This is a genomic window from Campylobacter concisus, assembly GCF_902460845.1.
GTDB lineage: Bacteria > Campylobacterota > Campylobacteria > Campylobacterales > Campylobacteraceae > Campylobacter_A > Campylobacter_A concisus_X.
In genome coordinates, this window is sequence record NZ_CABPVS010000001.1 from 78624 (window position 1) to 99031 (window position 20408).

The following is a 20408-nucleotide window of genomic DNA, read 5'->3' on the forward strand; positions in this document are numbered from 1 at the left end:
GTTGATTGTTTAGATAAAGAAGATTAAAAATTAACAAAGCCCGCAACGACCTACTTTCCCAACATCCCAGTAAGGGAGAGTATCATCAGCCAGGACGAGCTTAGCTTCTTGGTTCGAGATGGAGCAAGGCGTTTCCTCGTCTGTATAGTCACGGGCAGTGTTAAATAAAAGATACATTAGATAAATCTCTTATTTAACACTACGTGTAAAGTTAAAAGTCATAAACAAAGTTTTATAAAAACATATCTTATTAAGTTTTTATCCTTAACAAGGAAGTGATGCTTATTAAAAGATAAGCAGACGAGCTATTAGTACTGGTCAGCTAAAGGACTTTCATCCATTACACACCCAGCCTATCAAACACATAGTCTATATGAGCTCTTAAAAGAAGATTCATCTTGGAGTTGGCTTCCTGCTTAGATGCTTTCAGCAGTTATCACATCCCAACATAGCTACCGAGCGGTGCTCTTGGCAGAACAACTCGTACACCAGTGGTTGGTTCGACCCGGTCCTCTCGTACTAGGGTCAACTCTCCTCAATCTTCTTACGCCCACGGCAGATAGGGACCGAACTGTCTCACGACGTTCTGAACCCAGCTCGCGTACCGCTTTAAATGGCGAACAGCCATACCCTTGGGACCTGCTCCAGCCCCAGGATGCGATGAGCCGACATCGAGGTGCCAAACCTCCCCGTCGATGTGAGCTCTTGGGGGAGATCAGCCTGTTATCCCCGGGGTACCTTTTATCCTTTGAGCGATGGCCCTTCCACACAGAACCACCGGATCACTAAGACCGACTTTCGTCTCTGCTTGACGTGTATGTCTCGCAGTTAAGCTGGCTTATGCCTTTATACTCTACGAACGATTTCCAACCGTTCTGAGCCAACCTTTGTAAGCCTCCGTTACATTTTGGGAGGCGACCGCCCCAGTCAAACTACCCACCAGACATTGTCCTACTTGAGGATAACTCAAGCTAGTTAGCTATCAGAATAAAAAAGAGTGGTATCTCAACAATGGCTCACCATAAACTGGCGTCTATGGATCAAAGCCTCCCACCTATCCTGCACATTTTTATCCCAATAGCAGTGTCAAGCTGTAGTAAAGGTCCACGGGGTCTTTCCGTCTTGCCGCGGGTAGGAGGAATTTTCACCTCCACTACAATTTCACTGGATCCCTCTTCGAGACAGCTCCCATCTCGTTACGCCATTCATGCAGGTCGATATTTAATCGACAAGGAATTTCGCTACCTTAGGACCGTTATAGTTACGGCCGCCGTTTACTCGGGCTTCGATCAAACGCTTCGCAGAGCTAACGTCATCAATTAACCTTCGAGCACCGGGCAGGCGTCACACCCTATACATCCTCTTACGAGTTAGCAGAGTGCTGTGTTTTTGGTAAACAGTCGGGAGGGACTCTTTGTTGTAACCTTCAATGCTTACGGAGTAAATCCTTCACAAAGTTAGGCACACCTTATACCGAAGATACGGTGCTATTTTGCAGAGTTCCTTGAAGAGAGTTCTTCCACGCGCCTTAGAATACTCATCCCACCCACCTGTGTCGGTTTACGGTACGGGCAACTATAACTAAACTTAGAAACTTTTCTTGGCTCGACAGTATCGGCAATTCGCTATCCATTCCGAAGAACTTCAAACGCCTGTGGGGTCTCGGCTTAAAAAGATCCGGATTTGCCTGGATCTTAACCTACACCTTTCGACTAGCACTACCATCCGCTAGCTTGCTTAACTCTAAGCGTCCTTCCATCGCACATTATAGTTGGCATTGGAATATTAACCAATTTTCCATCGCATACCCCTTTCGGACTTTGCTTAGGACCCGGCTAACCCTACGATGACGAGCATCGCGTAGGAAACCTTGGGTTTACGGCGTTGGGGATTCTCACCCCAATTATCGCTACTCATGCCTGCATGCTCACTTGTATTCGCTCCAGCACTCCTTACCGGTATACCTTCAACGCAAATACAACGCTCTCCTACCACTTAGTAAAACTAAGTCTAAAGCTTCGGTACTCATTTTAGCCCCGTTATATTTTCCGCGCAGAATCACTAGACCAGTGAGCTATTACGCTTTCTTTAAAGGATGGCTGCTTCTAAGCCAACCTCCTGGTTGTTTAAGTAACTCCACATCGTTTTCCACTTAAATGAGATTTAGGGACCTTAGCTGTTAGTCTGGGTTGTTCCCCTCTCGACGACGGATTTTATCACTCGCCGCCTGACTGCCATGATTACACACTAGGTATTCGGAGTTTGATAGGGTTTGGTACATTGGTGTATGCCCTAGCCCATTCAGTGCTCTACCCCCTAGTGTTACTACATGACGCTATACCTAAATATATTTCGGAGAGAACCAGCTATCACGATGTTTGATTGGCCTTTCACCCCTATCCACAAGTCATCCCATAGCTTTTCAACGCTAGCGGGTTCGGTCCTCCACCGGCTCTTACACCGGTTTCAACCTGCTCATGGATAGATCACATCGTTTCGGGTCTGCAACGTCTGACTAAACGCCCTATTAAGACTCGCTTTCGCTACGGCTCCGGGTTTCCTTAACCTTGCCAGACATCACAACTCGCAGGCTCATTATGCAAAAGGCAGTCCATCACCCTGATAAATCATAGGGCTCTGAATGATTGTAAGCAAATGGTTTCAGGTTCTATTTCACTCTGATCACCTCAGTTCTTTTCACCTTTCCCTCACGGTACTTGTGCACTATCGGTCTAGTAGTAGTATTTAGGGTTGGATAGTGGTCTACCCAGCTTCAGACAGAATATCACGTGTTCCGCCCTACTCAGGATACTGCTAAGTAAAACAAAGCTTTCATATACGGGAGTATCACCCTCTATGCTTAATCTTTCCAGATTATTCTATTAGCTAAGTTTAGTCTATATCACAGTCCTACAACCCCGTTAGTAAACTAACGGTTTGCCCTCTTACGCGTTCGCTCGCCGCTACTAGCGTAATCTCTTTTGATTTCTTTTCCTGAGGGTACTAAGATGTTTCAATTCCCCTCGTTCGCTCCATATTAGGTAGTTAAGCTCGCGCTTAACTGGGTTGCCCCATTCAGAAATTCCCGGATCAAAGCCCCTTGACGGCTCCCCGAGACTTATCGCAGCCTGGCACGTCTTTCATCGCCTCTACTAGCCAAGGCATCCACCACTTGCTCTTTGTAGCTTACCTTTTCTATATTAGATTATTCTAATTCGCATCACTTCCTTGTTAAAGATAACTTTATGTTACTATATTTAAATTCTAGCTCTCAAGACGGAAAGCATTGACTACTATTTAGATAAGTTTTAAATCCTAAATAGATTGTGATATCAAACTTTTGCATTAAATGCAAAGAGAATAGAAATTTAAATCTTTAACAAGTCCTGTAAAATTGTTTTTAAAACTTGCTTGTGACTATTAACAATATTAATTAAAAGAACATTTAGACAAAAGTCTAATTAGAAAGTTTAAATTTTTAAGCTCTCTAATTAGACTTAATATAGTTAAACTATTTTATGGTGGAGAATAGCGGGATCGAACCGCTGACCTCCTGCGTGCAAAGCAGGCGCTCTCCCAGCTGAGCTAATTCCCCAATTAAATTCTCTGGTGGGCCTAACAAGACTTGAACTTGTGACCTCACCCTTATCAGGGGTGCACTCTAACCAGCTGAGCTATAGGCCCCTATAGGTCTATCAATCTTTCAAAACTAAACAAGGATGATTGAGAATATCTTTCTTATAGATATCTTGTGAGAGAATATCTATATGTACTCTAGAAAGGAGGTGATCCAACCGCAGGTTCTCCTACGGTTACCTTGTTACGACTTCACCCCAGTCGCTGATTCCACTGTGGACGGTAACTAATTTAGTATTCCGGCTTCGAGTGAAATCAACTCCCATGGTGTGACGGGCGGTGAGTACAAGACCCGGGAACGTATTCACCGTAGCATGGCTGATCTACGATTACTAGCGATTCCGGCTTCATGGAGTCGAGTTGCAGACTCCAATCCGAACTGGGACATATTTTATAGATTTGCTCCATCTCGCGATATTGCTTCTCATTGTATATGCCATTGTAGCACGTGTGTCGCCCCGGACATAAGGGCCATGATGACTTGACGTCGTCCACACCTTCCTCCTCCTTACGAAGGCAGTCTCATTAGAGTGCTCAGCCGAACTGTTAGCAACTAATGACGTGGGTTGCGCTCGTTGCGGGACTTAACCCAACATCTCACGACACGAGCTGACGACAGCCGTGCAGCACCTGTCTTAACATTTCTGCAAGCAGACACTCTTCTATCTCTAGATGATTTGTTAGATATCAAGTCCGGGTAAGGTTCTTCGCGTATCTTCGAATTAAACCACATGCTCCACCGCTTGTGCGGGTCCCCGTCTATTCCTTTGAGTTTTAATCTTGCGACCGTACTCCCCAGGCGGTATACTTAATCCGTTAGGTGCATTACTGCCAAGACTAGCTTAGCAACAACTAGTATACATCGTTTAGGGCGTGGACTACCAGGGTATCTAATCCTGTTTGCTCCCCACGCTTTCACGCATTAGCGTCAGTTGAGTTCCAGCAGATCGCCTTCGCAATGGGTATTCCTGGTGATCTCTACGGATTTTACCCCTACACCACCAATTCCATCTGCCTCTCCCTCACTCTAGATTACCAGTTTCTCAAGCAGTTCTATGGTTAAGCCATAGGATTTCACAAGAGACTTGATAATCCGCCTACGCGTCCTTTACGCCCAGTGATTCCGAGTAACGCTTGCACCCTCCGTATTACCGCGGCTGCTGGCACGGAGTTAGCCGGTGCTTATTCGTTAGGTACCGTCATTATTCTTCCCTAACAAAAGGAGTTTACGCTCCGAAAAGTGTCATCCTCCACGCGGCGTTGCTGCTTCAGGGTTTCCCCCATTGAGCAATATTCCCTACTGCTGCCTCCCGTAGGAGTCTGGACCGTGTCTCAGTTCCAGTGTGACTGATCATCCTCTCAGACCAGTTATGCGTCATAGCCTTGGTGAGCCATTACCTCACCAACTAGCTGATACAATATAGCCTCATCCTACACCGAAAAACTTTCCCTATCTAACTTATGTAAAACAGGAGTATAGAGTATTAGCAGCCGTTTCCAACTGTTGTCCTCTAGTGTAGGGCAGATTAGCTATACATTACTCACCCGTGCGCCACTAACTCATAAGAGCAAGCTCTTACTTGTCCGTTCGACTTGCATGTATTAGGCACGCCGCCAGCGTTCACTCTGAGCCAGGATCAAACTCTCCATATTAATTACCTAGCAAAATTTATTTGATAGGATTTTATTATGAAGTTTTTAATCAAAAAAACTTTTAGTTTTATTTATTAATTTGTCTAATCTATTATAAATTATAAAATAATAGACTGGCTCAATCGATCACTTGTTTAGATTTCAAAGATTGACTAATAGTTTAACAATTGTAAGTTAAAAGAACAACGATAAAAAGAAAAGGCTTTATTAACCAATGAAGTTAAAGGTGGTTTCTCGTTTCGTGAGCTGGAATTATATACGAGCAATACTTAAAGATAGTTGAAATAATTAGGGGATTTTAGAAAAAATTGTTAGGCGCTTAAAAATTTTAAAGTATGTATTTTTGTTATAGGTTTAAGGGGTTAGTTTTTGAAATATAAATTTGGAGAGTTTTTACTCTCCATTATTTAAACATTAAATTATGTGAACTTTTGCACAATGTCTATTAATAAGCCGCGATGAGCTCTATTTCCACAAGTGCTTTTTTTGGCAAGGTTTTAACAGCTACTGTACTTCTAGCAGGATAAGGCTCTTTAAAAAATTTAGCATACACAGTATTTACTTTAACAAAATCTGCCATATCTGCTAGAAATATTGTAGTCTTTACAGCATTATCAAAAGTAAGTCCTGCCTCAGCCAAGATATTTTTTAAATTTTCAAGTGATTGCTCAGCTTGGGCCTCTACGCTACTACCTGCAAACTCACCCACTGGTGTGACACCAAGCTGACCTGAGATAAATAAAAATCCATTTGCGCTAATAGCTTGAGAATATGGCCCAATCGCTTGTGGAGCATTTTTTGTTGAGATTTGTTTTTTCATATTTTCTCCTTTTGAAATTTTTTAAAATCCTACTATAAATTTTCTAAATTTTTAGTCTCCAAAAGCTATAATGGGCAAAATTTCAAAAGGATGAAGATGCAAAATATACTCGCACCAAATGAGTTTTTAGATGATTATATACTCGGTGCTGAATTGGCTAAAAATGCCGGCATCTCATCAAATGCTTATCTTTTTTGGAAAAACGTCATAAGTGCTAAATTTGAAAACTCAAGAATAGTTTTTCTTAGAAAAAATAGCATTCCAGCCAAATTTCAAAACATTATAAAAACTTGCACGCCTTTAAATGGCCTTATTCCAACAGGCGTATTTTGCTCTTTTACCTCGCTTGCTCCTTCTCATCTTGTAGCAAAAAATGGCTCTAAGATCTACGAGCTCTTTAAATTTTATGAGATTTGCGGCATCAAATTTATAGACTTGAAGAAATTTTATGATGATTTTAATCTTAGCTATTCTTATAGAATTTACATTGAAAAGTGTAAATTTTTCTCACCTGCTCCATTTGAAAAACGCATAAAATTAACTGAAACGATGTGTCTTGGATATTATTAAAGTCCGCTAGCTTGCTTGCTAGCGGAATAAATTTAGATCTTTTTGTAAGGTGCTTGGCCAACTTCATAGAAGTTATTACCTTCGCAGTCAATGGCTACTATTGCTGGGAAATCCTCAACTGTAAGCCTAGCAACTGCCTCTGGTCCTAGCTCTGGATAAGCTAACACTTCATATTTTTTGATACTTTGGCTAATGAGCGCTCCGATACCACCGATAGCAACCATATAAACACAGCATGATTTTTTCATAGCCTCGACTACTGCGTCACTCCTGTAGCCTTTACCAATCATACCATTTATACCAACTTCATTTATCATAGTTGGGGTGTATTTATCCATTCTACCACTTGTTGTTGGGCCTGCTGCGCCGATAGCTTGATTTGGCTTGGCTGGAGTTGGTCCGACGTAGTAGATAGTCTCACCCTTTAGTTCAACTGGTAGTTTTTCGCCGCGTGCCAATGTTTCAGTAAGTGCCTTATGTGCAGCGTCACGAGCCGCTATGATAGTGCCTGATATTAGGACATTATCTCCTGCCTTTAGGCTTTTTACCACCTCTTTATCAAATGGTGCTGTTATTCTTTTTACTTCTGACATTTTCTCTCCTTAAAGCTCAGCTTCTGCGTGGCGTGCAGCATGGCAGTTAATGTTTATAGCAACAGGAAGACCTGCTATGTGAGTTGGATACCACTCGACATTTACTTTAACAGCAGTGGTGTCACCACCAAGTCCTTGAGGACCAACACCAGTTTTGCAAGCAAGCTCTAGTAGCTCGTCTTCTAATTTGGCATATCTTGGATCAGAATTTTTACTATCGACTGAACGAACTGCTGCTTCTTTTGCCAAAAGTGCTGCCTTATCCATCGTACCGCCTATGCCAACGCCTATTGTTAGTGGAGGACAGGCGTTTGGTCCAGCGTATTTTACAGCCTCTAAAAAGACTTTTTTTACACCCTCTATACCATCAGCTGGTACAAGCATTTTTAAAACCGATTTATTCTCACTACCAAAACCTTTTGGAGCTACTTTTATCTTTAGCTTATCTCCTGGCACGATTCTAGTGTGGATGACGGCTGGAGTGTTATTTGTGGTATTTTTTCTCTCAAAGAGTGGCTCAGCAACGACTGACTTTCTTAGATAACCTTCAGTGTAGCCTTCCGCAATGCCCTCATTTATCGCATCTTCAATATAACCACCCTCGATATGCACATCTTGGCCGATCTGCACAAAAACAACCGTCATGCCTGTATCTTGGCATATAGGCGCAACGCCCTCTTCTGCTAGCTTAGCATTTTGTAAAATTTTGCCCAAAATATCTTTACCTAGAGACGAGCTTTCGCTACTTTGAGCCTTTGTAAAAGCAGCCTTTAAATCTGGCGTCACAACATAACAGGCCTGTTTGCAAAGCTTGGCAACGACTTCTCTTATATCTTTTACATTTATTATTCTCATCTTTACTCCTCGTAAAAAACAATTTTTAATTATATTAACTATATTTAAAATTTAAGATTAAATTTTACTGCTAGATATCTGCTAAAAAATTTATATGGATTTATTTTACTTGACTATAACTAGAAGACTTATCTAAAACAAAAATTTAGTGAAATAAGAGATGACAAATTTATACTAGAGCACCGTAATGTTTATAGAAATTTATATAGCATGGCTTATGTGAAAACAGTTAAAGCCATAAATACATAAATTTAAGACTGAATACTTTCCTCTTCATTTCTTATCTTTTTTCTAACTTTGACTCGTGAGATACTAGCTCCATCCATCTTTCTTACTTCGTAGTAGCAGTTTTCGTCCTCGATCTTATCACCTACAACTGGCAAACGACCGATTAGGTTGAAGACATATCCACCGATCGTTACTTGATCGGTCTCTTCATCAAAGCTTATACCAAGAACCTCTTCAACGCTCTCTAGGTCGTATCTGCCTTGAAATTCGTAAATATTGTCATTTATCTTTTTATAGTGCTGATCGACCTCGTCGTGCTCGTCATTAAAATCACCAAGCACCTCTTCCATTATATCTTCCATCGTAAGAAGTCCGGCTGTGCCGCCATACTCATCGACTACGAGTGCAGCCGAAATTTGCTCTTTATTCATCATTACAAGCACTTTTGAAATAGAAAGGCTCTCAGGCACTATGACAAATTTACGAACAATTGAGTCAAAACTCTTCTCTTTGTCTTTGCTAAAGTGAAGTTGCAAAATATCTCTAATGTGTATCATGCCCAAAATAATATCTTTTGAGCCGTCTATATAAGGAAAGCGAGTATATTTTGACTCAAATACGACTTGTAAATTCTCTTCAAAACTCTTTTGTTTATTTATGCAGATCATATCGCGCCTTGGCGTCATGATCTCTTTTGCGACTGTGTCACTAAAATCAACCGCATTTTTAATGATCTCAGTCTCAAAACTATCAAGCACACCGCCCTTTAAGCTCTCGCCAACGATGATTTTTATCTCTTCTTCAGAGTGCGCTAGTTCATTTTCTTTGGCTGGCTGGATGCCTAAAATTTTAAGTCCGATAGTTGCTAAAATATCAAAAAGCTTAATTACAGGCGAAAATAGCACCCAGAAAAAGTGAAGCGGACGGGCGATTTTAAGCACTGCTGATTCTGATTTGGCTATGGCGACTGACTTTGGCACAAGCTCACCGATAACCACGTGAAGTAGCGTGATAAGCGTAAATGCGATCGCAAAACCGACTGTATGAACTAAGATATCGCTAAAATTGAAAACATTTTTAAGTGGGGCTTCTATGAGTCTTGCGACTGCTGGCTCACCGATCCAACCAAGGGCAAGTGAGCTTAGCGTGATGCCAAGCTGAGTGGCGCTAAGATAAGTATCAAGCTTGTTTGACATCTCAAAAGCAAGCTGGGCGTTTGGCTTTTTCTCTTTGATAAGCTCTTCAAGTCTAGACTTGCGAACCTTGACAATGGAAAATTCCGACAAAACAAAAAATGCGTTTAGTAAAATGAATACAATGGCAAGTATTACCATTAAAAGCGAATTATCGCTACTGGGGTTCAATTATGATCCTTAAGAGTTAAAAATTTTTGCCTGATTATAGCGAATTTATATTTAGCGGTCAAATTATCCACGCCCAAAAGTAACAACATTTCTTAAATTTAAGATTTATAAAAAGTTCTTAAATCATATTTTGATAACATTATTTTTATCAATAAATTTATGGATTTCATAATGAGTAAAAAGAATTTTTCATCGCGTTGGGCGTTTATCTTGGCTTGCGTTGGATCCGCCGTTGGCATGGCAAATGTCTGGGGCTTTCCTTACAAACTTGGCACAAATGGCGGTGCAGCGTTTTTACTCATCTATGTTTTTTTCATAGCTCTTTTTTCATACGTTGGTCTAAGTGCGGAGTATGCGATCGGCAGACGTGCAAAAACTGGTACGCTTGGATCATATAAATATGCTTGGCAAAGTAGAAATTTAGGCGTATTTGGCAGTATCATCGGCTGGCTTCCACTTGCTGGCTCACTTTGTATAGCCATCGGCTATGCAGTCATCATCGCCTACGTACTAAAAGCCCTTACTCAGGCGCTTACTGGCTCATTTATGAGCGTTGATACGAACGTTTGGTTTAACTCATTTGCACTTCAAGATTACTCAGTCTTGCCTTATCATTTTATCATCGTTGTTGGTACGCTTCTTACACTATTTTTTGGGGCAAAAAGTATCGAAAAAACAAATCAAATAATGATGCCACTGTTTTTCGTATTGTTTAGCATCTTGGCTATAAATGTCGCAATGCTACCAAATGCATTTGATGGATATAAATTCCTTTTTATCCCTGACTTTAGTAAGCTTGCGGACCCAATGGTATGGGTTTCTGCGATGGGCCAAGCCTTTTTCTCACTCTCTATCACTGGTTCTGGCATGATCGTTTATGGGGCTTACCTTTCAAAAGATGAAGATATCGTTGAAAGTGCTAAAACTACGGCTTTTTTTGATACTATCGCAGCGCTTGTAGCAGCGCTTGTCATGATCCCAGCAGTCTTTGCCTACGCTATGGATCCAGCCGAAGGTCCAAAGCTGCTTTTTGTAACGCTTCCAAAAATTTTACAAAACATGATCGGTGGACAAATTTTTGCCATTATTTTATTTACAGCTGTTATCTTTGGCGGTATCACCTCGCTTCAAAATATGTTTGAAGTAGTCGCCGAGTCACTAATGCATAAATTTCCGTTTCTTAGTAGATTTTGGACACTCACGCTACTTTGTGCAGTTTGCTTTGGCATAGGAGCATTTATGGAGCCTATTAGCAGTTGGGGGCCTTGGATGGACTTTGTGTCGATCTATATTATTCCAATCGGTGCGGTAATCGGTGCTATTTCTTGGTTTTGGATTATTAAAAAAGAAGAAATTTTAGACGAGATAAATTCTGGAGCAAATAAATCTTATGGTAATTTCTGGTATTTTGTAGGCAAATTTATCTACGTTCCGCTAACATTTTTACTTTGTATCATAGCCGTAAGTAAGGGAATTTCTTTTTAAATTTAGCTCGCTAAAAAATGAGCTAAATTTAAAAATTTTTTGAAGTTATCTTAGTTTTTTTGTGCCGATGTAAGTAGCAAAAATTTCTTGCGAGCCATCTTTTTTAAATAAAATAACATCGTATTGCTCAGCTTTACTGCCTTGCTCCATACCTTGACTCTCCATCGGCATGCCAGGTACTGCGATACCAACTACATCTTTTGGCTTAAGCTCTAGTAGGCGCTTTACCTCATCGGCTGGAACATGACCTTCTATGATATATCCATCGATAATTGCTGTATGGCAGCTTGAAAGCTCTAGCGGTACGTTAAATTCTTTCTTAACTTTAGCTATATCATCTACTTTTATGACCTCTTCGCTAAATCCAGCCTTCTGCATCGCCTCACCCCAGCTAGTACAACATCCACAAGTTGGGCTTTTATAGACCTTCATATCAGCCGCGAACGCAAGTGTTGCAAAAAAACCAAGAGCCAAGAATACTAATTTCTTCATCATTTTCCTTTACGTAAAATTTGCAAAATGATATAGCTCACATTTAAATTTTATATAAATGCTTAATATTGCTTGCTATAATTCGACAAAATTTACAAAAGGCACTTTATGTTTTCATCATTTTTTAAAGATAAAAAATGGGCACTCTGGGCTTATGGCGGAGCGATATTTATCATCTTACTTCTTGTTTATCAAACACACCTAAATGTCCGTATAAACGAGTGGTATAAAAATTTCTACGACATCGTGCAAAACTCAAAAGATCATGATGTAAGTGAGTTTTGGCGAGAAATTTTTAACTTTATAAAAATCGCTATGCCTTACGTCGTGACTTATACTGTGATCTCGTTTTTTGCTAGCCACTGGGTCTTTCGCTGGAGAGAGGCGATGACGTTTAGATATCTAAAATTTTGGCAAAACTGCGAAAGTGATATCGAGGGCAGCTCACAGCGTATCCAAGAAGATATCTACCGCTTTGCCAAAATAATGGAAAGCCTTGGCGTGCAGGTTTTAAGGGCGATCATGACGCTAATTGCTTTTATACCAGTGCTTTGGGAGCTAAGCAAGAGCGTGAGCTTGCCTTACATCAAAGATATTGAAGGTTCACTGGTCTACATCGCACTTGTAATTAGTATCGGAGGTCTCATCATATCGTGGTTTGTAGGCATTAAGCTGCCACACCTTGAGTATAACAACCAAAAAGCAGAGGCGGCATTTAGAAAAGAGCTGGTTTACGGCGAAGATGATAAGATCAAATTTTGCGGGCCAAACGTCATGCTAGAGCTTTTTACAGGCGTCAAACTAAACTACTACAAGCTATTTTTGCATTATGGCTACTTTAATCTCTGGCTTATCTCCTTTTCACAAATTCTTGTCATCGTGCCTTATATCATCATGGGAAACGGCCTATTTAGTGGAGTCATCACGCTTGGCATTTTGATCCAAGCCAGCAACGCTTTTTCTCAAGTAAGAGAGAGCTTTAGCGTCTTTATTGACAACTGGACGACGATAACAGAGCTAAGATCAGTAAATAAACGTTTGAGAGAATTTGAGAGAAATATAGACTATAAGGCATAGGCGTAAATTTACATACCAAATAAACTCTAGTAAATTTTAAAATTTCATGAGCGAGTAATTTCGGCTCTAAAATTTGAGCTAAGCTATAAGCGAAGCCAAGAGAAAAACGAAACAAGACAAGTAAATTCTCTTTGATTTTATGGAAGTATCATACAAATTTTAGTAGTCAATTCTTGCGAGTGAATGAGATTTTAAAATTTGCAAAATAGCTTTATTAAATTCGTAAATTTCTTTTTATTTAAAAGGGAGACAAGGGGACTTGAATTACGAAGCCATCCCCTTATCCCCCTTTTTAATCCCCTAAACCCCTCGCACGTTAGGAGTGGCATGCAATCGTGCTGGCGCACTGCATGCGTTTTATTTTAGAAAATTTCTGACAAATTTTAAAATTTGCAAGCCGTTTCAGCTCCAAAAATTAAATTTCTCTCATCGTTTAACAATGCATATCTAACTCAGGCTATAATACGCAGAATTTTAGTCCAAAAAGGATAAAAATGAAAAAATTTCTACTTACATTGTTAGCAACTAGTTTGCTCTTCACTGGCTGCTCAAGCGTTACAAAAGCAGGCGTTGTTGGTGCTGATCGTAAGCAGTTTATGCTAGTCTCATCAGAAGCTATGGAGCAAAGCTCAGCCCAAGCCTACGTCAAGACGCTAACAGCTGCTAGGAGTAAAGGCGAGCTAAATGTTGATCCGATCCTTACAAAAAGAGTTCAAGATATCGCTAAAAGGCTCATCGCCCAAACTGGTGTTTTTAGAGATGACGCTCTAAAATGGAAGTGGCAAGTGAATGTCATTAATGAAGATACGCTAAATGCTTGGTGCATGCCAGGGGGCAGGATAGTCGTTTATAGCGGCATCATAAAAAGGCTAAATTTAACAGATGCACAGCTAGCTGCGGTCATGGGTCACGAGATCGCACACGCTCTTAGAGAGCACAGCAGGGAGCAAGCAAGTGCTGATCAGATGAAAAGTATCGGCATCTTTGCAATAGCCACAGCTACTGGCCTTGGCGATCTTGGAGCTAATGCTCTAAATTTAGCTAGCGAATACACCATATCTCTGCCCTTTTCTCGCTCACATGAAACTGAAGCTGATCACATCGGCACTGAGCTAATGGCAAGAGCCGGATACGATCCAAAAGAAGCGGTCGAAGTCTGGGTAAAAATGAGCAAGATGAGTGGCGGAAAGGTGCCTGAAATTTTAAGCACACACCCATCAAACGAGAGTAGGATAAAAGATCTAAAAGAGATCGCAGCAAAGCTTGAGCCAGTCTATCAAGCTGCTAAAAGAGGCTAGGCTTGCTCAAATTTATAATTAGTGTATTTTAGAAAAATTACGACTGCTTAATATGCAGCCAGTCGGCACAAAGAGCAAGAGCCTTGGTTTAAAGCTCATAACAACTCTCGCTTAATCTTTGTCTATAAAAAAATGGTGAAATTTTAGGTTACTGCTCGCTAAGTGACTTTAATCCCAAGATCGCTTACGATATAAGCGTAGGGATAAGCATATATGTCGCTAAAAAGACTCTTGACATGGGTATTGGTAAGCAGCTTTTAAGCCAAAGTCTAGATGAGGCAAAGAGGCTAAATTTAAAAAAATTATCGCTCTAATATTTAGTGAAAATGAAGAAACTCTTAGGCTATTTTTAAAATTTGGCTTTGATAATATAGTGAACTACCTAGAGTGCAAGGATGTTATTATCTTGGGGCTAAACTTTAAAAACCAAGCATTAAGCAAATAAAGATATAATTCCACTTCTTCATGGGTAGATGTCCGAGCGGTTTAAGGAGCACGCCTGGAACGCGTGTGTGGGGCAACTCACCGAGAGTTCGAATCTCTCTCTACCCGCCATAAATTTTGACAAAATTTACTCTATTGTTATAATACAAAAAGAAATTTAAAGGATAAAAATGATCGAACATTTACTGCTATTTTTGGCTTTGCTAGCTATCATTATCGCTTTAGTGATGATCTCAAACAGCCTAAAAGTAGCCTATCCGGTGCTTTTAGTTTTGGGCGGTCTTGCCATTAGTTTTGTGCCAAATTTACCCACCATCAGGATCGATCCAGAGCTTATTTTCATCATATTTTTACCGCCGCTTCTTTACGAGGCCGCATGGGCAAACTCGATAAAAGAGCTCTATAAATGGCGCCGAGTGATTGGAAGTTTTGCATTTATCGTCGTTTTTATCAGCGCAGCAGCTGTTGCCGTGATAGCAAATTTAGTGATCCCTGGCTTCTCGCTCGCCCTTGGCTTCATGCTTGGCGCCATCGTCTCACCACCAGATGCGGTGAGTACGGCTGCGATCCTTAAATTTGTCAAAGCACCGCGCAGGATCAGCGCTATTTTAGAAGGTGAGAGCCTTTTAAACGACGCATCATCGCTCATCATCTTTCGCTTTGCCGCAGTGGCCGTGACGACTGGGCAGTTTATCTGGTACAAGGCGGCTGCGAGCTTTGTCTGGATGGTGGCTGGCGGTGTTTTGGTCGGTCTTGTGGTGGCATTAGTAGCCTACTTTTTGCATAGGATCTTGCCAACCGATGAGAACAGCGATACGATCATGACGATCACGACGCCTTATGTCATGTATACTTTGGCTGAGGAGCTTGGCGCGAGCGGCGTTTTGGCGGTGGTTTGCGGCGGACTTTACCTCTCGACAAAACGAAACGAAATTCTCACCGCTTCAACAATGATCCACGCTGTGCCCGTTTGGAGCAACTTTATCTTCTTGCTAAACGGCCTTGCCTTTACCATGATCGGCCTTGATCTGCCTCAAATTTTAGACGGACTAAAGCATAGTGGCGTATCGCTGCTTGAGGCGCTATCTTACGGCGTTTTGGTGACTGCCGTGCTCATCGTCGTTCGCCTCATGGCATCATACGGAGCCGTTTATATCACGATGTTTATGAAGCGCTTTATCAGCGTGGCGGATGATCGCAATCCAGGCAAAGCTACGCCGTTTATAGTCGGTTGGGCGGGTATGAGGGGCGTAGTCTCGCTAGCTGCGGCGCTCTCTATCCCCGCTATGGCTGGTAGCGAGCCGTTTCCGCATAGAGATCTCATCTTGTTTATCACATTTGTCGTTATCTTGCTAACGCTCGTAGTTCAGGGACTAACTCTGCCGCTACTTATAAAAAGTGTCAAATTTCCAGACTTTAACGACCACATGCCAAACGAGCTAGCCAGAATCAAGATAAAAAAGGCGATCGCCGAGGCTTCGCTTAAATTTCAAAGCGAGAAATTTTTTAATGAGGAGATTTTCTTGTTTCAGAAACTCAAAGAAGTTTGGAATTTCGAGCTTTCAAATGAAAATTTCGAGATCAGCGACGAGGCCTGGCAGACCTATTTTGAGATCCTAAATGAGCAGCGAAAGGCGCTACTTGAGCTAAACAAAGACCCAAAAATCGACGAAGAGATCATCAGGACCTTTTTGTATCGCATCGACCTTGAAGAGCAGAGATGGCGGCCGAATAGCGAGCACTAAAATTTTCTTCCGACATTGCAACTTGCCGCACCGCAAAATCTCTTGCCAAATTTGGCCTCGACGATGAGCACGAGCACGAAAAATATCTTCTCATCGTTCATGCGTGCGATCTGACGCAAAGTCTGGCTGGGACTATTAAATTTAATATCATTTTCGCGCAAGCTCTTGCAAAACTCAGCTTCATCAAAGCCAAGCATGCGTGAAATTTCACTGATAGAGTAAGGCTCAAGCGAGGCGATGATGCGGTCCATGTTGCACATAGTTGGATTTTTGCGGTGCGTGGTGACGTCGATCATCTCATTTATGAGCTTTACTAGCTTTCTTCTACGGTTAAAAAGGTGCAAGATCGCCACGTAAAAGATCAAAATCCCTGCAAATTTGTGCGCGCTCATCATCCACTCATTATACTCGCCCATGGCGAAATTTAGCCCAGTAAATGCAAGCAGGCAGATCCCACAGGCAAGAGCACAGACGATACAAAATTTATATATCACTTCTACTTTAAGCAATGCAAATTCCTTATTTTTTTTGAAATTATACACCTACTATGCAAAAAATGAAGGGCGCCAACTAGAAATTTAGCTGGCGCATTAGAGTAAATTTAGCTAAAACTTATAGTTAAAGCTGAGATTAAAGGTGCGTGGATCGCCATAAACCATCATGTTTTTGCCGATGCCCTCGTAGTATTTTTTATTAAAGAGATTGTCGATATTTAGCTGCACGTCAAAGTTTTTGGCAAATTTATATCCAAACATCAAATTTGCCAAAGTGTAGCCCTTTTGTGTGATCTCACCTACGCCTTTGCCAGTGTAAATTTTGCTCTTATACATAGCTCCAGCCCCTACTCTAAAGTCCCTAAATTCATACTTTGCAAATAAATTTGCCGTGCTTCTTGATGAGTCGGTGGCGTATTTCTCACCACTAGCATCTTTTGCATTAAAGTGCGTTGCACCAAAGCTTAGGCTTAAGTTTTTAGTGATCTCGCCGTTTAGATCTAGCTCGACGCCCCTGCTTGTCACGCCTTTGCCAGATTCATATATTTTGGCATTTGTTGCTGGATTTATCTTGCCAGTATCTACGCCAAGCTTGTCTTGCACGATCTTAAAGACGCCAAGACTTGCTTGAAGCGCTCCGTCAAGATACTCGCCTTTGATGCCCACCTCATAGTCCTTGCCTTGGATCGGATCAAGATATTTGTCGTTTGCGTCCTTTACGCTTTGGGGTTTAAATATACTCGTGTAGCTAGCATATAGAGTGTGGTTTGCTCCGATGTCGTAAGTTATGCCAAGATATGGCGTGATCTCATTTGTGAAATTTCTATTGTCCTTGCCACCTTCGATCTCGTATTTGTAGTAGCTCACCCTAGCACCTAGCAAAAATTTAAGCTCATCGGTGATTGATAGTTTATTTGCCGCGTAAAATGCCTTTTGTATCGTTTTGTCTTTGTTGTTTTGATCTTCGTAAGGGAGCTTTGGATCATCAAGGTGTAAATTTTTAAAGTCTATCCTGCTTCTAGCCGTATAAGCAAGCCCAGCTGGCGTGGTCTTTTGTAGCCAGTAGCTACTTACCTTATCGCTACTTTTTTTATAGTTGTTATACATCGCGCCAAAGACAAACTCATGAGATAAATTTGCTATCTCATAAGGGATATTTGCGTATGCATCGACGTTGTGGATATTCTCCTCTCTTTTGTTTGCATAAACGCTAAGATCATTCATATTGCCAGTACCGTCTAAATTTACCGCTCCGCCGTAGTAGAGTAGATTTGAGTCAGTGTTTGCCCGTCTGAATGAGTAGCTTAAATTTAAGCTCGCTTCATTTTCAAAGTAGTGCTTAAAATCAGCATAAAAATCAAGCGTCTTTATGTCCCACCTAGTCCAAGGCTGAGAGAAAATTTCATTTTTACTAAAATTTGTCCTAGAGCCATCTGTGTAAAATGCTGGCATACCACCCCACCTAACCCCGTGGCGTCTTAGCTCTTGATAAAATGCACCAAGACTAAGCCATGAGTTATCACCTATGTCGCTATCGACTACGCCATAAATCGCGCTATTTTTTCGGTTGTAATAATCCATATAAGAGTGCGACTTCTCATGCATAAAAGAAAGCCTGGCCCTAACGCTTCCGCTCTCATTTACAGGCGTTTGCACATCGCCATTTACGCCGTATCTATCGTATGAGCCAGCACTTACGCCAAAATTTCCTTTAAGCTCCTTTGAGTCTGCCCTTTTTCTTATGAAATTTAAGCTTGCAGCTGGGTTACCAGCGCCTGCAAGCAGGCCATTTGCCCCTTTTACCACCTCAACTCTTTCATAAGGCAGCAAGCTCATATCATTTGCACCAAGGCTAAAGCCGCCAAAGCTAGGCATCGAATCAAGCAAGTAATAATCTATCGCAAAGCCACGAGCCGTCGGATATACGCGCTCGTCCCATTTATTTAGCGTGACGCCAGGGACATTTCTAAGAAGCACCTGATAGTCTTTGATACCTTGATCTTTTAGCCTAGCCTCTGTTAGTACAGTTAGTGATTGTGGTGTTTGGCGAGAGGTTAAATTTAGCCTAGTTGTGCTCTTTACAAGCTCTTTTGCAAAGTAGTTTGCGTCGTCTCTTCGCTCGCTTTCTACGACATCGATTGCCTCTAAAATTTTATCGCTTTGGCTAGCAAAAATTTGAGGTTGCATCAAATTTAATGCAACCAAACTAATTAAAAATTTTTTCATTTTTTCTCCTTTTAAAGTTTCTTTTAATCCACAAATAAAGCCCTGAGATACTCAAAACTAGCGGCGAGATGCCCACTATAAACCAGATAAATTTTGTGAATTGGTTGTAGTTGCCAAAGTGCGATTTTCTAAATGCTGAGAGAATTTCTTCGTTTAGATTTGCATTTTTTATGTCCAAAATGCTTACTAGTTCGCCGCTATTTTTATCGTAAGTTAATATGCTTGAATATTCGTTATGCAAGAAATTTTGATCTTTTACGTAGCCAAAAAGGCGTATATTTGCTCCTTGCATGAAAGGTAGCGAGATGAAGTGTGGCTCAAAGCCAGCAAGATCATTTTTTGAGCGGGCTACCAGCTCATCAAGAGATAGGTTTTTATTATAAATTTTTGCATCTATTACAAAGTCATTTTTAAACTCTGGCGCGCGTGCCATCTGAAATTCCCACCAAACACCACTTATGCAAATGAGTAGTAAAATAGGCGTAGAAAAAATTCCTATCATTTTATGAATGTCGCTCATAAAAACATTTAGCCTATTTACACGAAGCCTAAGTAGTGTCAGCCAAAATTTTCTATAAATCACAAAACCGCTTATGCAGATAAAAAATGTAAAAATGGCGGTTAAAGCAAGGATAACGTGACCGCTCTTTTCTAGAAATAGTGACTCATGAAGCTCGGTTAAAACTCCAAGAAATCCCTCATCATGTGCGAGTGGCTCGCTCTTTATCTTACCGCTAAAAGCGTCAAAATAGATAAATTTCCACTCTTTTTGGCTGTCATTGTGCTCGATCAACCAAATTTTGTCGCATCTTTTAGGGTCTGTATCAATATTGATGCCGACCATCTCGTAGCCGCCAAGCTCGCTTGCGATGATCTCTCTTTGCTCATCAAAGCTGATCCTTTTGCTTAAATTTTCTTTGTTTAAATTTACATTTACGACATTTGGAGCAAGAAGGCTGTTTAGCTCATCTTTATAAACGAGGATCGCACCGCTAAAACAAACTACTGCAAGTGGAATGAAAAATAAAAGAGATAAATAAGTGTGCACTTTATAAAAAAAAATTTTGATTTAGAAATTTCACCTTGTTTTAAAGCCTTTTAGTAGTAGGTTTTGATAATGGCTCGCAATCTTACACAAAATTTACTTTGATAATATTTAAAACTATTATCAATTATGATTTCAAAAAAGAAAAATTTTTATAGAATGTAAATTGAAAAAAATAAATAGATTTGATTTTCAAAAGAATAAACAACTCCTCTTTGTGTATACGAAAAGCCAGAAAAGGGGGAAGCAAAGACTTATCAGTTACAAAAAGGAGGGTCCATTTAGGACGATGAAATAGTATTATTTAAGCATAAATTTTAATAAAATTTTTAGTTAATAAAAAAGAAATTCCAAGTAATACCAAAGTAAATTTAACTTTAAAG

The 20408-nt window shown here is 40.8% G+C and carries 14 protein-coding genes, 3 tRNA genes and 3 rRNA genes; 7 read left to right on the plus strand and 13 right to left on the minus strand.

Translation table 11 applies throughout. The features are described 5' to 3' along the window. Positions 1–37: 37 nt before the first annotated feature. From rrf to F3H00_RS00415, 6 genes are all read right to left on the minus strand, one after another. Positions 38–156: ribosomal RNA gene (gene rrf / locus F3H00_RS00390) — 5S ribosomal RNA — on the minus strand. A gap of 132 nt (positions 157–288) precedes the next feature. Continuing rightward, positions 289–3192 (minus strand): 23S ribosomal RNA (locus tag F3H00_RS00395). A gap of 327 nt (positions 3193–3519) precedes the next feature. Beyond that, positions 3520–3595 (minus strand) — tRNA-Ala (locus F3H00_RS00400). Positions 3596–3607: 12 nt separating this feature from the next. Continuing rightward, positions 3608–3684: transfer RNA gene (locus tag F3H00_RS00405), tRNA-Ile, on the minus strand. Positions 3685–3778: 94 nt separating this feature from the next. Beyond that, positions 3779–5289: ribosomal RNA gene (locus F3H00_RS00410) — 16S ribosomal RNA — on the minus strand. Together the 16S, 23S and 5S rRNA genes with 2 tRNA genes alongside form the textbook arrangement of a ribosomal RNA operon. Before the next feature lie 445 nt (positions 5290–5734). Then, entirely contained in the window at positions 5735–6109 is a 375-nt protein-coding gene (locus tag F3H00_RS00415) for a RidA family protein (RefSeq protein WP_148799626.1), read from the minus strand. 96 nt (positions 6110–6205) lie between these two features. Between F3H00_RS00415 and cheQ the strand changes: the two genes are divergently transcribed. Then, positions 6206–6679 carry a cheVAW transcriptional regulator CheQ gene (gene cheQ, locus F3H00_RS00420; protein WP_148799624.1) on the plus strand — a complete coding sequence of 158 codons (474 nt, stop codon included), beginning with the start codon at positions 6206–6208 and terminating at the stop codon, positions 6677–6679. A 32-nt stretch (positions 6680–6711) separates the two neighbouring features. Here the strand turns inward: cheQ and F3H00_RS00425 are convergent, their stop codons facing one another. The 3 genes from F3H00_RS00425 to F3H00_RS00435 form a co-directional block, all read right to left on the minus strand. Beyond that, positions 6712–7272 (minus strand): Fe-S-containing hydro-lyase, encoded by a 561-nt coding sequence (locus F3H00_RS00425; protein ID WP_084109801.1) that lies wholly within the window; start codon positions 7270–7272, stop codon positions 6712–6714. A 9-nt stretch (positions 7273–7281) separates the two neighbouring features. Next, positions 7282–8127, minus strand: a complete 846-nt coding sequence (locus tag F3H00_RS00430) for a fumarate hydratase (protein WP_148799622.1) — start codon at positions 8125–8127, stop codon at positions 7282–7284. A gap of 251 nt (positions 8128–8378) precedes the next feature. Beyond that, the gene (locus F3H00_RS00435) at positions 8379–9689 is read right to left on the minus strand and encodes a hemolysin family protein (RefSeq protein WP_508610170.1); all 1311 of its coding nucleotides are present in this window, start codon (positions 9687–9689) and stop codon (positions 8379–8381) included. Positions 9690–9890: 201 nt separating this feature from the next. Between F3H00_RS00435 and F3H00_RS00440 the strand changes: the two genes are divergently transcribed. Continuing rightward, complete coding sequence (locus tag F3H00_RS00440; protein ID WP_085658562.1) at positions 9891–11204, plus strand: sodium-dependent transporter; 1314 nt, start codon at positions 9891–9893, stop codon at positions 11202–11204. A 45-nt stretch (positions 11205–11249) separates the two neighbouring features. On the opposite strand, the gene F3H00_RS00445 is transcribed toward F3H00_RS00440, so the two are convergent. Beyond that, positions 11250–11696, minus strand: coding sequence for a DUF411 domain-containing protein (locus F3H00_RS00445; protein ID WP_103628579.1), 447 nt, complete (start codon positions 11694–11696; stop codon positions 11250–11252). 108 nt (positions 11697–11804) lie between these two features. Here F3H00_RS00445 and F3H00_RS00450 point away from each other — a divergent pair, with 108 nt between their 5' ends. The 5 genes from F3H00_RS00450 to F3H00_RS00470 all read left to right on the plus strand — a co-directional run bounded on the left by F3H00_RS00450 (position 11805) and on the right by F3H00_RS00470 (position 16260). Further along, positions 11805–12773 (plus strand): putative transporter, encoded by a 969-nt coding sequence (locus F3H00_RS00450; protein WP_148799618.1) that lies wholly within the window; start codon positions 11805–11807, stop codon positions 12771–12773. 494 nt (positions 12774–13267) lie between these two features. Next, a complete protein-coding gene (locus tag F3H00_RS00455) occupies positions 13268–14071 on the plus strand; it encodes a M48 family metallopeptidase (protein WP_087577988.1) in 804 nt (267 codons plus the stop codon). Between the two features lie 191 nt (positions 14072–14262). Next, positions 14263–14385: a GNAT family N-acetyltransferase gene (locus F3H00_RS10445; RefSeq protein WP_262367364.1), complete on the plus strand. Its 123-nt coding sequence runs from the start codon at positions 14263–14265 to the stop codon at positions 14383–14385. A 153-nt stretch (positions 14386–14538) separates the two neighbouring features. Further along, positions 14539–14626, plus strand: a tRNA-Ser gene (locus F3H00_RS00465). Positions 14627–14685: 59 nt separating this feature from the next. Beyond that, positions 14686–16260, plus strand: coding sequence for a Na+/H+ antiporter (locus tag F3H00_RS00470; protein ID WP_148799616.1), 1575 nt, complete (start codon positions 14686–14688; stop codon positions 16258–16260). Here F3H00_RS00470 and F3H00_RS00475 read toward each other — a convergent pair. From F3H00_RS00475 to F3H00_RS00485, 3 genes are all read right to left on the minus strand, one after another. Then, positions 16257–16769, minus strand: coding sequence for a chemotaxis protein (locus F3H00_RS00475; RefSeq protein ID WP_148799614.1), 513 nt, complete (start codon positions 16767–16769; stop codon positions 16257–16259). The genes F3H00_RS00470 and F3H00_RS00475 overlap by 4 nt on opposite strands. 96 nt (positions 16770–16865) lie before the next feature. Then, positions 16866–18980, minus strand: coding sequence for a TonB-dependent siderophore receptor (locus F3H00_RS00480; protein ID WP_148799612.1), 2115 nt, complete (start codon positions 18978–18980; stop codon positions 16866–16868). After that, the gene (locus F3H00_RS00485; RefSeq protein WP_223155210.1) at positions 18961–20028 is read right to left on the minus strand and encodes a PepSY-associated TM helix domain-containing protein; all 1068 of its coding nucleotides are present in this window, start codon (positions 20026–20028) and stop codon (positions 18961–18963) included. Before F3H00_RS00485 ends, F3H00_RS00480 begins: the two co-directional genes overlap by 20 nt. Positions 20029–20408: the final 380 nt, after the last annotated feature.

Excerpts from the sequence above, each read along its gene's own strand:
- F3H00_RS00445 (WP_103628579.1), bottom strand. The coding sequence starts at position 11,696 with ATGAAGAAATTAGTATTCTTGGCTCTTGGTTTTTTTGCAACACTTGCG.
- F3H00_RS00480 (WP_148799612.1), bottom strand. The coding sequence starts at position 18,980 with ATGAAAAAATTTTTAATTAGTTTGGTTGCATTAAATTTGATGCAACCT.
- cheQ (WP_148799624.1), top strand. The coding sequence starts at position 6,206 with ATGCAAAATATACTCGCACCAAATGAGTTTTTAGATGATTATATACTC.
- F3H00_RS00435 (WP_508610170.1), bottom strand. The coding sequence starts at position 9,689 with ATGGTAATACTTGCCATTGTATTCATTTTACTAAACGCATTTTTTGTT.
- F3H00_RS00455 (WP_087577988.1), top strand. The coding sequence starts at position 13,268 with ATGAAAAAATTTCTACTTACATTGTTAGCAACTAGTTTGCTCTTCACT.
- F3H00_RS00470 (WP_148799616.1), top strand. The coding sequence starts at position 14,686 with ATGATCGAACATTTACTGCTATTTTTGGCTTTGCTAGCTATCATTATC.
- F3H00_RS00430 (WP_148799622.1), bottom strand. The coding sequence starts at position 8,127 with ATGAGAATAATAAATGTAAAAGATATAAGAGAAGTCGTTGCCAAGCTT.
- F3H00_RS00415 (WP_148799626.1), bottom strand. The coding sequence starts at position 6,109 with ATGAAAAAACAAATCTCAACAAAAAATGCTCCACAAGCGATTGGGCCA.
- F3H00_RS00425 (WP_084109801.1), bottom strand. The coding sequence starts at position 7,272 with ATGTCAGAAGTAAAAAGAATAACAGCACCATTTGATAAAGAGGTGGTA.
- F3H00_RS00440 (WP_085658562.1), top strand. The coding sequence starts at position 9,891 with ATGAGTAAAAAGAATTTTTCATCGCGTTGGGCGTTTATCTTGGCTTGC.
- F3H00_RS00450 (WP_148799618.1), top strand. The coding sequence starts at position 11,805 with ATGTTTTCATCATTTTTTAAAGATAAAAAATGGGCACTCTGGGCTTAT.